This window comes from Carboxylicivirga sp. (assembly GCF_982718395.1).
Genome location: NZ_CEXQWX010000007.1, coordinates 1 through 14,720 on the forward strand (window position 1 = coordinate 1; position 14,720 = coordinate 14,720).

The 14,720-nt window shown below is 37.6% G+C and carries 12 protein-coding genes; 3 read left to right on the forward strand and 9 right to left on the reverse strand.

All coding sequences use genetic code 11. The annotated features are described in order from the left end of the window. On the forward strand, nt 1–562 hold a 562-nt coding region (locus AC4MRQ_RS02745), incomplete at its 5' end, for a helix-turn-helix domain-containing protein (protein WP_491196107.1). A gap of 185 nt (nt 563–747) precedes the next feature. Here the strand turns inward: AC4MRQ_RS02745 and AC4MRQ_RS02750 are convergent. From AC4MRQ_RS02750 to AC4MRQ_RS02785, 8 genes are all read right to left on the reverse strand, one after another. After that, nucleotides 748–1,785 carry a serine hydrolase domain-containing protein gene (locus AC4MRQ_RS02750; protein WP_491196108.1) on the reverse strand — a complete coding sequence of 346 codons (1,038 nt, stop codon included), beginning with the start codon at nt 1,783–1,785 and terminating at the stop codon, nt 748–750. Between the two features lie 174 nt (nt 1,786–1,959). After that, nucleotides 1,960–2,646: a hypothetical protein gene (locus AC4MRQ_RS02755; protein ID WP_491196109.1), complete on the reverse strand. Its 687-nt coding sequence runs from the start codon at nt 2,644–2,646 to the stop codon at nt 1,960–1,962. 222 nt (nt 2,647–2,868) lie between these two features. Beyond that, nucleotides 2,869–3,447, reverse strand: coding sequence for a YdeI/OmpD-associated family protein (locus AC4MRQ_RS02760; RefSeq protein WP_491196110.1), 579 nt, complete (start codon nt 3,445–3,447; stop codon nt 2,869–2,871). 17 nt (nt 3,448–3,464) lie between these two features. Then, a complete protein-coding gene (locus AC4MRQ_RS02765; RefSeq protein ID WP_491196111.1) occupies nt 3,465–4,271 on the reverse strand; it encodes a polysaccharide deacetylase family protein in 807 nt (268 codons plus the stop codon). 271 nt (nt 4,272–4,542) lie between these two features. Continuing rightward, nucleotides 4,543–5,244 (reverse strand): hypothetical protein, encoded by a 702-nt coding sequence (locus AC4MRQ_RS02770; protein WP_491196112.1) that lies wholly within the window; start codon nt 5,242–5,244, stop codon nt 4,543–4,545. A 636-nt stretch (nt 5,245–5,880) separates the two neighbouring features. Beyond that, the gene (locus tag AC4MRQ_RS02775; RefSeq protein WP_491196113.1) at nt 5,881–7,101 is read right to left on the reverse strand and encodes a BamA/TamA family outer membrane protein; all 1,221 of its coding nucleotides are present in this window, start codon (nt 7,099–7,101) and stop codon (nt 5,881–5,883) included. A gap of 18 nt (nt 7,102–7,119) precedes the next feature. Further along, on the reverse strand, nt 7,120–7,923 hold the full coding sequence (locus tag AC4MRQ_RS02780; RefSeq protein WP_491196114.1) for a hypothetical protein: 804 nt from the start codon (nt 7,921–7,923) through the stop codon (nt 7,120–7,122). A 22-nt stretch (nt 7,924–7,945) separates the two neighbouring features. Continuing rightward, on the reverse strand, nt 7,946–9,235 hold the full coding sequence (locus AC4MRQ_RS02785) for a serine hydrolase domain-containing protein (protein WP_491196115.1): 1,290 nt from the start codon (nt 9,233–9,235) through the stop codon (nt 7,946–7,948). A 296-nt stretch (nt 9,236–9,531) separates the two neighbouring features. Here AC4MRQ_RS02785 and AC4MRQ_RS02790 point away from each other — a divergent pair, with 296 nt between their 5' ends. Further along, nucleotides 9,532–10,527 (forward strand): helix-turn-helix domain-containing protein, encoded by a 996-nt coding sequence (locus tag AC4MRQ_RS02790; RefSeq protein ID WP_491196116.1) that lies wholly within the window; start codon nt 9,532–9,534, stop codon nt 10,525–10,527. Between the two features lie 318 nt (nt 10,528–10,845). Here the strand turns inward: AC4MRQ_RS02790 and alaS are convergent, their stop codons facing one another. Next, a complete protein-coding gene (gene alaS, locus AC4MRQ_RS02795) occupies nt 10,846–13,482 on the reverse strand; it encodes an alanine--tRNA ligase (RefSeq protein WP_491196117.1) in 2,637 nt (878 codons plus the stop codon). Nucleotides 13,483–13,603: 121 nt separating this feature from the next. Between alaS and AC4MRQ_RS02800 the strand changes: the two genes are divergently transcribed. After that, nucleotides 13,604–14,578, forward strand: coding sequence for a M23 family metallopeptidase (locus tag AC4MRQ_RS02800; RefSeq protein ID WP_491196118.1), 975 nt, complete (start codon nt 13,604–13,606; stop codon nt 14,576–14,578). Nucleotides 14,579–14,720: the final 142 nt, after the last annotated feature.

A 14,720-nucleotide genomic window follows, 5' to 3' on the forward strand; every position in this document is an offset into this window, starting at 1 on the left:
TAAGATGAATGATTATAGTTTTTTTTCTTATGAATCTAATGAAGCGTTGCATATTTCTGAAGAGGAAAAGCACACGATAGGAGATTGTTTAAAGAAAATCGAAAAAGAATATTCGCTTAATATCGATAAACACAGCCAAGCCCTTATCGTATCATATTTAGAACTTTTGCTTAATTACTGCACACGTTTTTATGACAGGCAATTTATTACAAGAACTAATTCAAGTAAAGATACCATTATTGAATTTGAAAAGTACCTGAATAACTTTTTCAAGGGGGGAGAGCCACTGGAGCAAGGATTACCTACCGTGAAAAAGTGTGCAGAGTGGATGAATCTTTCGCCTAATTACTTAAGTGACCTTTTAAAAAAAGAAACAGGTAAAAATACAATGGAACACATACACTACACGGTCATCGAGCATGCAAAGAATAAACTTTTAAATACTACACTGCCTGTTGGTGAAATTGCATATAGTTTAGGATTCGAATACCCCGGACATTTTTCAAAGATTTTTAAATCGAAAACTGGAATGTCGCCTGTTGAGTATAGAACTTCAACATAACAAGAACCTTACTAAATTTCAGAAATGACAAAGGAAGAATTCATAGTTAAGGCTGGAAAAGAAAAGGTGCCCAAAATAAAAGTTGGAGACTCCATCCATGATGTCGGAACCATTTGGTAAGTGTTCATCTACATGGTTTTAATTTGCTAACAATTGGTATAAAGTCTGCTTTAAGACCATCATTGTTATAAGCTATTTTGCTTTTCCAGTATTCTTATAACGCGACTATATGCAATTTCTGATAAATTCCAGTTGTATCCTTCAAAGTGAGTGGTGTTTGTAAATTGGATAACAACGGCATCAATATCTTTGTGGTATTTGGCGATACTCTGATAGCCAGGGACTAATCCGGTATGATCATACACGTATATTGAGGAATAGATTGCTTGTTCACCTTCATTAAGCAATGAGCCATCGTTTAATGCCCTTAAGAATATACCCACATCCTCTGCAGAAGCTAACATTCCTTGCTTATCAGTCTTTAAATCGGGTTCATGGCCAACATGATAACCACTCATCACATCGTTTATATTCACTTCACTTAATGAACTGAAAGTATTGTTCAGATTAAGTGGTGTTAAAATTTCCTCTTGAATGTATTGAAAGTGATTATAGCCTAATGCCTTATCCATGAGTTCCCTAAGTAACAAATAATTCGTATTACTATATTCGTAGTTCTCGTCGGGTTCAAAACTAGCCGGCAAATCCAGAACCAATTTTAGTTTTTCGTTATTGCTTTCTTTTGGAGCTACCCAATAATTATGAGTGTTGGTATAATTGGGAATACCACTTCGATGTTGCACCATCATTCTCAAGGTAATTTTCTCAGCATTTTCAATTCTTCCTGCCAATTCAGGAAAATAATCAGCGAGTGTTTTATCCAAAGACAAACGCTTATCATTGACTAATTTAGTGATAGCAACTGCTGTATATAGTTTGCTGATACTGGCAATTTTGAATAAGGCTTTCGGGTTGGCAGGTATTTTATTTTTCCGGTCATGCCAACCGGCAGAATAAAACGCTGGTGGTTTGCCTGATTCGTCCACATAAACAATAACTCCATCAAATCCATAATCAATGGTTTTATTTACTTGTTCCTGAACCGTATTTGGCAGTGGTAATATCCAGGCCCATAGTAAAATCCATGGAACAAAGAGCATGGAGGTTATGGTTCCAATAAGCAAAACTATTCTGATTATTCGTTTTGTTTGTTTCTTATTCATAATATACTGTTTAAGGACGGTGAACTCTTATTAAATTGCCATAAGGCTGAGTAAATGCAAAGTGGCGATTACGGACCTCAAACCTATAAACCGATATATATTATTGAATGTTCTTATTTTTCAAATCTAGCACTATTACACAATGACCTTTATTTTATTGTTGAGTCATGCTTTTTAATCCAAAGCTTCAATCTTTAATCGTCGGAACATAACATCAGTAGCAGTTCCAACGAAAAGTCCCGGTTTCCCCGTTGTCAAATAGTAACTCAGTTTTTTCTTAAAGATGAATTGTCCATTTACATATACTGAAAACTCATCTCCGTTTACATCAATCTTTGCAGTAAACCAATCATCTTTAGGAAGGTGTATATTCCCTTTTTCTTGTTTATTATAAGCCTCAGTCCACCATGGACATACACCATGAGCTACCGGGACATAGGCAATCGTATTAGATTCACCTCCACCGCCCGGCATAAACCAAACGATCTCATAATTCTCGAGATCTTGTGCTCTCATTGCATAACCGAACCAACCTCCACTTGGAAAATTATCTATATGAAATCCTAAAAACTTCATATCAACTGTCATTGAATAATTGCCGATTTTATCTCCTAATAGGATAATTTTCCCACCTCGGGAATCATCTACCTTTTTTCCTGTAAATTCGTCAATTTCCTCGTTATAAGTATTTCCTCTCAGAATCAGAATTTGTTCGTTATCTATTGTATCGATTTTAAACAGATCAGTATTCTTTTCAATTGGAATCTGCTTCAAATTAAGGTATTTGCTATTTTCAGTTTGTGAATTAACAATAGCATTAATCATTAAAAATCCGATTGTTAAAAGTGTTAGTTTCTTCATTTCTATGTGTGTTGCATTGGTTGGACGAAGTATATAGAGATTCGGCTAACCAAACCTCCAAAAAAGCTCTATGCCAAAACTTTTATATGTTTTATCTGTCCAAGATATGCAAAAGGACGAAATCTTTTTTTGACAATAATCAGGTCATTAATCCAATTCAAGCAATTATCCAAATCACGGTAATTCAGCAATTATTTTAAACGGAACTGAAAGCCACTCTTATTACCCGAATTGTTTTGGTTTTCTGCTGTGTCTGGCATTATCTACTATTTCCTTAATTCGTTTTTGTCTTGTTTCTGCTCGTTTAGCTGAAATGATCCAGTATAGCATTGCCTTTTGAATTGATTTACTTAAACTTTTGAAAAAATCCTTAGAACCTGGAGACTGGTTCAGTTCATGTTCCAAATCAGATGGGATTTCAAGGTTTTCTACACTATCTAAAATTGTCCAGGAGCCATTTTGCTTAGCAATTTCAATGCTTTTTATTCCGGATTCAGTCATTAATCCTGATTTTATCAGTTTTTCGACTTTTTCTTTATTGATCTTTGACCATGTGCTTTTAGGTTTTCGTTTTCCAAAATACTGCATATACTTCTCTGAATCGATAGGTCGTTTTAAGCTATCAATCCACCCAAAACAGAGAGCTTCATCAACTGCTTCACTCCAACTTAAATTGGGAGTATCCGATTTTTTCTTATAGATGATCAGCCAAACAGATTCTTTAATCTTGTGATTTAGAATAAGCCAGTTTCTCCAATCTTCTTTATCTGAAGGACAAAAACTTTCCGGGTTATTATTCATGGATTTCAGTTGGGCGTTTATTTATTACTCATTTGTTTTATCGTTTCACCAGTTGGCAGTACTGCCAGATAATCAATTTTTATTAATCGTTTGAGTAAATTATCCAGATAGTGGGAACTGATCGGTCCCCATCCTTCTTTGTCCAATCCATGAAGATTCAGAATGAGCCAGCCTCCTTCACTTGCCAAAAAATTATTCACTTCCTGCTCTATATAATCATCACATAAGCCCGGACCTTGTCCCCAACACCCCAGACGCAGAGGGGCTTCTGCTACAGGGATTGTATTCACCATTCTTTCTCCAAGTACCAGCCAGCCCCCGGTACGTATGGCACGAACTTGCGTTAATGCGAAATCTTCTAATTCCGCCGTGGAAGCATTGTAAGCAAAATTGTACACAGCTTCAGATGAAGAGTATCCCTCGAGATGCTGGTCAAAATAGTTTAAGCACTTTTTGATATTCTTCTTTGCTTTATCAAACGGTATTTCGGTAAGGTTCAAATGCTCCCAGGAATGTGGCATAATTTCATGTCCACGTTCTTTAAGCTTATTCCAATCATTGAAATCTCCCAAGAGTTCTTGTGGAATCCATTTAGGTTCAGTATTGAAACTTTTCAAATGCCCTGTGGCAATTACATTCAGACAGGCTTTCAGTCCATAATTTTCATGGATTTCTGCAATTCTGTAAAATGATTTTTTGAAACCATCATCAAAACTCAAAGATAAAACATGGGTTTTTAAGGGATCTGAAGGTAGGTCTATAGAACAGAGACTAAGGGCTCCGGCAGCAGTTATGGATGTTATTATAAAGTTTCTGCGATCCATATAAGAATTATTTGCTTAGAATAATCAATAGTAAAATAAGTATTTCTAAATCAGTCCCTTTTCAATTTGAAAATATATTGCGCTCTACTCCCTTGGAAAAATACTTCAGGTGTTATTTGCGTTTTATCAAACTTAAAGATGCACAATACATACCATATAGGCAAGGGTGCATCAGTGTAGGTTAAGTCTTTAATTTGGAATCGGTATATAAAGAAACCAGCCCCATTGCTTGCGCAATGAGGCTGGTCATAATTGGTATGTTGAACCCCATCTAGATAGTGTCGCTTACTTCAGTTTCGAGCTCTTCGTCTTGCTGAGCAACGGCTTTGGCTGATCCATAAATAACATAGTCGAGGTAATAGGCTTCATTCTTGCCTTTCCAGATCAGTTTGCCCACATCGCTGATTTCACTGATTAGTTTGTACAGTTTATTAGCTTTTCGTGTACGTTCAATTTTCTTTTCACGTCTTTGAGTAATGGCAGCAGCTTGTTTGTCAATATCGTTATCAAGTTGTTCCCTGTCATTCATAATGACATCTAAACTTTCCTGGCTTACCATTCGTTTTCCAAGTGGTACGAGGCGAGGCGCTGCTACCTGACAGGCCAGCAGGGCTCGTTGTACCAGTTCATTATCATTAAGATCGCCCACTCGCTTCAGTTTAAAAGCTTTGTAATCGACCGAGTTAATGCCATATACCAAGCGAGCCCGGTTTCGTAAATCAACCAGGTTGTACTCTAAGCTGGCGCGCGACTTATTTTTATTGTTGGTCGCAATTTGCTGGAGTCCTTCATAGTAATCGTCTGTAGGAAACTCCTTAAGTTCATTTGTTTGCGTTTCAATAGCGGTGGCAGTTTCTGCTGAGTAGCCGTAGTTAACAAATTCGGCCTGGTCACGTAAGTAAGTTGCAATTAATTTATCTCCTCTTTGGCATAATTCGGCTATCGAAAAGTTGAATGACATGTTTTCTTCCATATAATAGAGTTTTTTAAGGGTGATGATACACGTGAAACGTTATGTTCTTTGTGTAATGATTAAAATAATGTGTTACTAATATAAAATAAACTTAAAATTCAGAAAAAAATTGTTTAGAAAATTTATAATTATAGATGGTATATAATGGATATATGTACATCTATATTATAGTTGCCTATAATTGAATAAACGGATGATAAGAAAGTAATATTGATTCATATATTATAAAGTTATAGTTTGGTATAGTTATAAATATCAAGAATAATAAGAGAATTAATATTTGTTCATATAAAAATGTAAATACGATTATAATATTGTTTTTTAAGATGTCATTAATAAATGGAGGAAATGTCAACCGAAGTCGGGAAAATTCCAACCGAAGAGTAGAAAATATCAACCAGAGGCGAGATGCTGTTAACCAGAGACGAGGAAATTCCAACAGACGATGAGATGTTGTTAACCAAAGGTGAGGAGATACTAACCGAAGACGGGGAAGTAATAACCAAGTTATAGAAGGGATTAACCAAGTACGAAAAGACTATATATAGTATTCTGGTTGTGAGGACTGAGTATATATTTATGAAGTGGTAGGGTAAGAAGAAAGCTCGCCAAACAGCGAGCTTTTATTAATCTCCATTAGAAATATTCAGTAAGGTTAAGGTATATTGCACCTCCTCCATTTGGCCCCCAACCATAGTCGATAGATAGATTGGTTCGTGTTTGTTTCTGGATTTGAATCCTGATTCCTGCACCGATTGCCGGTTCCCAGTGCTGGAATAGTTTAACGTTTTCATCCCTATTAGAGGCTGATGTTGCATTGGCAAAAATAACACCACCAAACAAATCGGGACGGGTGGCCATTAATGGCAGACGGAAACGATACTCTGCCTCAGCATAGAACATATCGTCACCTCTCCACCGGCCTTGTGCGTACCCGCGTCCGGAGCGCCCCATCTGATCCCAACCTATTGCTGGTAATGCCATATATGGAAGTGTACCGCTAGTTGTAACATTTGCGTAGGTCCAAACTGCAATAAGGTTGCGCGGTACTTCGGGATTTACATTAAAGTAATCTCGGTACTCCATCCATAAAGTTGATGAGTTCTTGTCGCTTCCCAGCAATTCGGCATTGTATCGATATGAGGCATTGATATAGCGCCCTGTATAAGGATTGGCAATATTGTCACGAGTATCATAAATGACATTTGCAGAAGCCCCTGAAATGGTATATCCGGTTGGGTCAAAGCCGTGTTTAATACTGTGCAGGTAATGATTAGTATACACAGGGTTTGGTGCATCAAGATCTAACAAGTGATCGTTAATCTCACTGTAAATATCCAGGTGATAGCCAAGACCAACATATAAACTTGGAGCAACTTGTTTAAGCCCCGACTGATAAAATCGAATCAGATTAAAGTCCATTAATTCACCGTCGTCAAACGAATCATCGAATTTAATTGACAAATGCCCGGGGGAAAGATTATCACCTTGGGGGCCTGTACCTAAACCAAAAGTTGGTTGAGACGATAAAAATAATCGCCAATCACCCATAAGCATCCATTCGTTGTTGTTTGTATATACATTGGATTTGATTGCAAATAAGCTCTGGTTTTTAGATGTCCAGGCTGCTGTTAACATGGCATTCGACATGTTGGTTGTAGCCGGGTCACCTAAAAATATGCTGCCCGATGCTGCTGCGCCATACATAAAACCAAAAGCCGGATTGGAAGCAATAATAGGAAGTGGTGATAAGTAAAGCTTGCCAACTTTTATATTAGTTGAATCGGATTGTGCAACTGTGGAATTATACGATAGGCTTAATAGAGTAAGCACTAGGAAAAGATATCTTGTTTTCATGACTATATACTTTAATGATTAAAAATTAAGTAGGTTAACTGAAAATACCAGGTAACTCTGGCCACTGATGATATTATTGTAACTGCTAACCTTAATTGGTAAACTTATATTGTTATTGATTTTTAAATTTCGGCTTACAGTAAGACCTATGTTATTGAATCCTGGAGTATTTCCGTAAAAATGACTTCCATTCGGGTTAACCCAGCTAAACGCTCCACCAACATGAGCCTTTAATTTGTACTCGTCCCATTCCCAGGTATAATCCAACTCTAGATATTGACTATAGCGATGCCTGCCTCTTCTGGTTGTAATTTCGTCTCCTTCAGTAATTGATTCAATATCTGCATCACGACCTGCCACCAGGGTAGAAGATTTCAGGTTCCATTTACCTGCTCGATCCAACTGCACTTGCACGATTAGATCAAAAACCCCACGCATAGTCTGACGGTTAAAGTCAAATATGCTACCCGGATCAGGGATGTCAGTTATACCATAGGTATAGTTGTAGAAATACTCAAATTCTACTGAGTAGCGATTTTGTGAGTATTTAATATTCAGGTCTGTTTCACGGTAACGACCATCAACACCAACACCACCATACATACCGAAACGCCAGTTGCCCCAGTTGAATCCAATATTTGTTGATAGTGTTGGAGCTGCAGAAGGGAATAGTCCTCTAAACACATTCATAGTTTTTAAATCAAGTGACAGATCCACTTTGTGATCACTGATATTCTCCATTTTAGCAACAGAATCTTGGCTATATCCAATAGTTGAAAACAGAAATAGAAACAGAGTAATATTTAGAAGACGTATTTTCATAATCTATAGTTTCCAGGGTGAATCATTTACTAGAATTCAAATAGCGTGAAATCTCATCGAAAGCTGATTCAACTTGCTTGGTACGCTCTTTGTCAACACTAACCTTTTCAGAAGCAAACCTAATGATTACAACTTCCTGCGTAGGGTTAATATAGATGTATTGTCCAAACATACCTTTAGCCATATAAGCTTGATCTTCATTATTGGTTACCCACCAGTAATTTCGGTAAGCACCTTCAGGATAAGCCCATGCATGCGATCCTTTAGCAAAAGCTCCGGTATCGCCATTTTCCAGAATGTCTTTAGTGATTGATTCCGGGAAAATACGCTTGCCATTAAATATACCGTTCTGTTGCATTAAAACTCCAAACTTAGCAAGATCGTAAGCATTTGATGACAGACCACCTGTAGGCCATGCAAATCCGGCTCCGTCAATAAGATAGTACGAGTCTCCTTCCGGGCCAAGATGTCTCCATAATTCATCCGACACATTTTGCTCAACCGTTTTACCTGTAACCCTGCCTAATATCCAACCCATTAGGTCAGCTTGCGGTGAGTTGTATATAAAAACATCACCATGCTTTCTGTCTTGTTCAATGGATGGTAAAAAGTCGAACACACCACTTCCTTCATAACCTTTGATTTTCCACGAATTAGCAGCAGCACCATATTGTCTGGCTTTTGAAGTAGGGTCTAACAATTCGCTCATACTTTCGTCCCATGCAGTTCCGGCTGTCATATCAAGTACCTGACGTACGGTGGCATCTGCAAAACCACTTTCTGCAAGTTCAGGAATGATCTCTTTAACTGTCTTGTTTTCATCCAATACGCCACGCTCAACAAGGATTGCCGCTACTGTACCAATAACTGATTTTGATGTTGAGGCCATCCAATGAGGTTGATAAGGCGTCATGTTATTCCAATATCGTTCATATACTAATTTACCTTTATGGATAACCACAAAAGCATCAGTATTGTGAGTGTCCAGAATTTCTTTTAATTGATAATCTTTATCTCCTTCTACAGGGATTGTTAGCTTATCCAGGTTTACAATTTCTTTCTCGAATTCATAAGGCGTTTGAGCGCCATTATCGATAAAAGCGGTTGAATGGATGCGTTGTACATTCATAAATGCCCACCGGTTAAAAGGATACATGGTCCAGTTATAGGCATCAACCATTTTATCCTCAGCAGGAGGAAATCCTTTCATCAACCCAAACTCATCAGCTGTAGGTTCAACTTTTTGTGCTATACCACTCATTGAGAGTCCAAATAAAGCAATTGCGATAAAAAATAGATTTTTCGTGTTCATAACGTATACATTTAAAAGTTTTACGCTACAAAATTGCTTGTTCGCGATGAGGGTTTTTACTCCTTTTCTGTCATCTGATACTCTAATACCATCTTTTCGTTCTTTTAATTATAAGATGCCAGACTTTGTTATATGACTGGGTTATTCTTAATTACAATTTGTGAATGAATCTCTTGAAATTTTCTTAAATACTGAAGGCAGAAAGAAGATGTGAAGAATGGACAGAATCATATTTGTTGAACCATATGTTTGCTGTAAACTTTGTATTATTATAACTTTATCATTATTCAGATGCTATGGATACAATTAAAGCAAAATATATAAAGCTTAAAGAGGGCTCGGCAACGAATTATTTTGAAGCTTTGCTGCGTACTTTTGGAGGGGAAGTAAAAAATAATGCTTATACGTATAAAGAAGGGCGAACGAATATTAATCTGAGCTTATATAAAATTTCAGATTTATTCGAGCTGGTTATTAATAATTCTACCCATTATGAAACTTTAGTTGCAGAGCGTAAGCCTGATAATGATCCTGATTTCGTTCATTTTCATATCGTCAAAGAGGGTGGTGTTAATCAGTCATACGACAATAAGAGCATGAGGGTTGAAGCGGGAAGTCCTAAAGGGGTATTTATGTACAACGGGCTTTTCCCTATTGTAGCAGAATATCAGCCAGATGTTGTCCATAGGGCTGTAACTTTCAGGGTAAAAAGGCAATATTTTGAAGACCTGATGCCTGAGGCTCTGCCAATATTTAATCAATTATTTGGGGACAAAGCGGTTGCCTATCATTTTCCGACTGTACCTGAGTTGGAACGATTAACCGAAGATATATTCAAGATAGACAGGACTACCTTTGGTAACCGGCAAATTATCTGTGCCCGTGGTATCGAATCATTTGTCACCCTGATTAGATATGTCAAGCAATTGTATGATAAAGAAGAGCTTAATGGACTTCATGTTGATGATTATAATCGTCTTCAAAAAATTAAGGATAAGTTGCTTATGAGTTTTGAGGAGGGGATAAATATAGAACTGTTAGCTCAGGAATTTGGGATTAGCGTTTCAAAACTTAATAGGGATTTTAAAACACTTTTTAATTATTCAATTTATAAGTTCTTTACTCATGCAAAAATGGATGAGGCATTTAGACAATTAAAAACTGGTAATTTTTCGGTTATGGAAGTTGGGTATTCATTGGGATACCAAAACCTTTCAAAGTTTTCTGAGATGTTTAAAAAAATAAAAGGGATTTACCCTAAAGATGTAATTAGCTTATCTGACATACATTAAAACTTTAATAATGAGTAATCAAACTTAGTTAGAAAAGGGATTAGTAATTATTGCCAAATATGTTAAAGCTATTGGTGCAACAGTCTTTAAAAGTGTGGTTGGTTTTACACTTGATGGCACCAAGATATTCGGCTATTTGATGAATGGATAATACTCAGTTAATTACTATTAATGAAAGAATATCATAATAGAATATTAGATACTAATAGTCCCTTTGTAGTTCAGACTGCTGAATTGAGAATTGAAGTATGTGGAACGATTAGATAATTATAAAAGCCCGCTATCAGGCGAGCTTTTATATCAATAATTAAGATCAATTTAATTATCCAACTGGTTTTTGATGATGGCCACAGCTTCTTCTATGGCTACATCTAATCCATTGAGGTTCTTACCACCTGCTGTTGCAAAAAATGGTTGTCCACCGCCACCACCTTGCATTTTCTTAGCTGCTTCGCGCACAATGGTGCCAGCATTTAAGCCTTTCTCTTTAACCAAGGTGTCAGCTATTAAAATAGCAAGCTGTGGTTTGCCTTTCACTTCGGCACCAAGTACAGCCACTACATCTTCTACTTCCTGTTTAATCTGGAAAGCTAAATCCTTTAATGAGTCAGCTAAAATAGGCTCAACTCTTGAAGAAATAACTTTAATACCATCTATATCGATTGCGCCATCAATTAGATCACGTTTTTCAATGGCCATCACATTTTTACGCATACCCTCAACCTGAGTGTTCATATTGCTGTTCTCAGCCATCAGATTTTCGATATTTTTCTTAAGGTTGGCAGGATTTTTAAACATATTGCCCAATTCCTTTACAAGAGCAAACTGCTGGTTGATAAACTCCTCAGCTTTAGCTCCTGTTACCGCCTCAATACGACGTATCCCGGCAGCAATGGATGATTCACTAATAATTTTAAAGAATCCCATCTGTCCGGTAGCTTCAACATGCGTACCACCACATAACTCAACCGATGTGCCAAATTTAATGGCACGAACCAGATCACCATATTTCTCACCAAATAAGGCCATGGCACCCATTTCCATTGCTTTAGTATGCGGAATATCGCGCATTTCTTCCAGCTTCATGTTCTGACGAATGCGTTGATTAACGATTGCTTCAACTTTTGCAATTTCCTCATCACTTACTTTCTGGAAATGAGAGAAGTCGAAACGTAAGTAATCCGGATGCACCAATGATCCTTTTTGCTCAACATGATCACCCAATAATTCACGCAATGCCTCATGCATCAGGTGGGTAGCAGTGTGGTTATTAGCTGTATTCTGACGCGCAACACTATTAACCACAGCCTTAAAAGTACCATTCAGTTCGCTTGGTAATTTTTTAGCTATGTGTACAATCAGGTTGTTTTCCTTTTTAGTATCAATGATCGATACCTTTTCGTCACCTTTTTGGATGTAGCCTGTATCACCTACCTGACCACCACTTTCGGCATAGAAAGGTGTGATGTTGAACACAATCTGATAAAGTTCTTTATTTTTTTGCTTGATTTTGCGATAGCGGGTAATAAATACATCTGATTCTAAATAATCGTAACCAATAAACTCTTCGCGGTCGTCGTGCTGAAGTACCACCCAATCGTCTGTTTCCACAGCCGAAGCATTGCGGGCACGATCTTTTTGCTTCTGCATTTCCTGTTCAAACTCCTTGCGGTTAACCACTAATTCGTTTTCTTTCAGGATCAGCTCGGTTAAATCTAATGGAAAGCCGAAAGTATCATACAACTCAAAAGCTACCGAACCGCTTACCACATTGTAATTCTTGTCTTTGGTTTCAGCAATGATCTTATCCAGCATATTAATACCGGTTGATAAAGTGCGCAGGAAGGACTCTTCTTCTTCCTTTATCACTTTCTCGATCAGTGTTTTCTGAGCTGATAATTCAGGGTATGCATCGCCCATTGTGGCAATGAGTGTATCCACTAATTTATAAACAAAAGCTTCTTTGCTGTTTAGGAAAGTATAACTGTATCGAACAGCACGACGTAAGATGCGACGAATGACATAACCAGCTTTGTTGTTAGATGGTAATTGTCCGTCAGTAATCGAGAATGCAATGGTACGCACATGGTCGGCCACTACGCGCATGGCAATATCCAATTCTTCGTTTTTGCCATATTCAAATCCCGATAATTCAGCAATTTTATTGATGATTGGTGTAAACACATCGCTATCGTAATTGGACGATTTGTTCTGGATTACCCGAACCAGACGCTCAAATCCCATTCCTGTATCAACGTGTTTGTTGGGTAATGGCACCAATTCGCCATTGGCCATGCGGTTAAACTGGATAAATACAAGGTTCCAGATCTCAATGACCTGGTCGTGATCCATGTTAACCAACGATTTGCCATCAACCTTGGCACGTTCATCGTCGGGGCGCATGTCAATATGTATTTCAGAGCAAGGGCCACAGGGACCTGTTTCGCCCATTTCCCAGAAGTTATCTTTTTTGTTGCCGTTGATGATGCGGTCTTCACCAATCCATTCTTTCCAGGCATCAGCTGCTTCGTCATCACGACTCACGTTATCCTCTTTGCTACCCTCAAAAACAGTCACATACAAACGATTTTTGTCGATCTTTAAAACATCAGTCAGGTATTCCCATCCCCAGGCAATGGCTTCTTTTTTAAAGTAGTCACCAAACGACCAGTTACCAAGCATTTCAAACATAGTGTGGTGATAGGTATCATGACCTACTTCCTCCAGGTCGTTGTGCTTACCCGATACACGCAAACACTTTTGTGAATTAGTAACACGCGGACTATCTGCAGGATTGTTACCTAAGAATATATCTTTAAACTGGTTCATACCAGCATTGGTGAACATCAATGTAGGGTCGTTTTTCACCACCATAGGGGCTGATGAAACCACTTTATGTTGCTTAGAACTAAAAAAATCAAGAAAGCTCTTCCTTACTTCTGACGCCGTCATCATATTGCGTAGTTTTAATTTTCGGTGTTATGTAAACAAAAAATGCCTTGCAAAGTTAGATTATTTAAGTAATTTTGGGTCGATTAGTCCCCAAATTTTCTAATTAAAATAAAACACCCGTAATATGTCAAAAGTTAAGTACCGTTATAATCCAGAAACACTTAGCTACGATAAAATAAACAAAGGTTATAAATATTACATCTCACGCGCATCCATCTATGTTTTGTTCACATTATTTGTTGGATTGCTCATGTATTTTATATACCCATATGTGTTCGAAAGCCCGATCGAAAAGCGTCAGGCGCGCGAGATTCAGCAGATGTTAGCTCAATTGGATATTATTAATAAAAAGGTTGATCAGTTTGAGCTTGTTCTGGAAGATATTGAGTTACGTGACGAAAATATTTATCGAACCATCTTTCAGGCAGACAGCATTCCAAACAGTATCCGCAGAGCAGGTTTTGGTGGTGTAAATCGCTACAAACACCTTGAAAGTATGGACAATGCCGAAATGGTTATTTCAACTGCAAAACGCTTGGATATAGTAATGAAACAACTGTATGTACAATCGACTTCTTTTGATGAGGTTATCTCTTTGGCCAAACGAAAGGAAGAAATGTTACGATGTACACCGGCTATTATGCCCATTTCGAATCGAGATTTAACACGAACAGCATCTGGTTGGGGATATAGATTACATCCAATATATAAAGACAGACGTTTTCATTGGGGAATGGATTTTTCTGCACCTATAGGTACTGATATTTATGCCACTGCCGATGGTAAAATAACGAAGATAACTACCGAAAAAACCGGGTACGGGAAACGAATTGAAGTTGATCATGGCTTTGGTTATAAGACGCTTTATGCTCACCTTGATAATTTTAATGTGAAGAAGGGTCAAAAGGTAAAGCGTGGTGACGTAATTGGCTATGTTGGTAATACAGGAGGAAGTACCGCTCCACACCTGCATTACGAAGTACATGTGAAAGGCAAAAAAGTGAATCCGCATCATTATTATTTCCAGGAGGATTTTACGGCCGAACAATATGATAAGATGATTCAGATTTCATCTAACTCCAACCAGACTTTCGACTAAGGATAATATTGATTGAAATAACAAAAGGTGGCTTATTGGCCACCTTTCTTGTTTTATGTCCTTTCTGTTATGTATTGATATAAAGTTGTAATCTTCATAACCTGAGCTCAACGTATAATAAAAACCTTCACCTCGTTTGAGA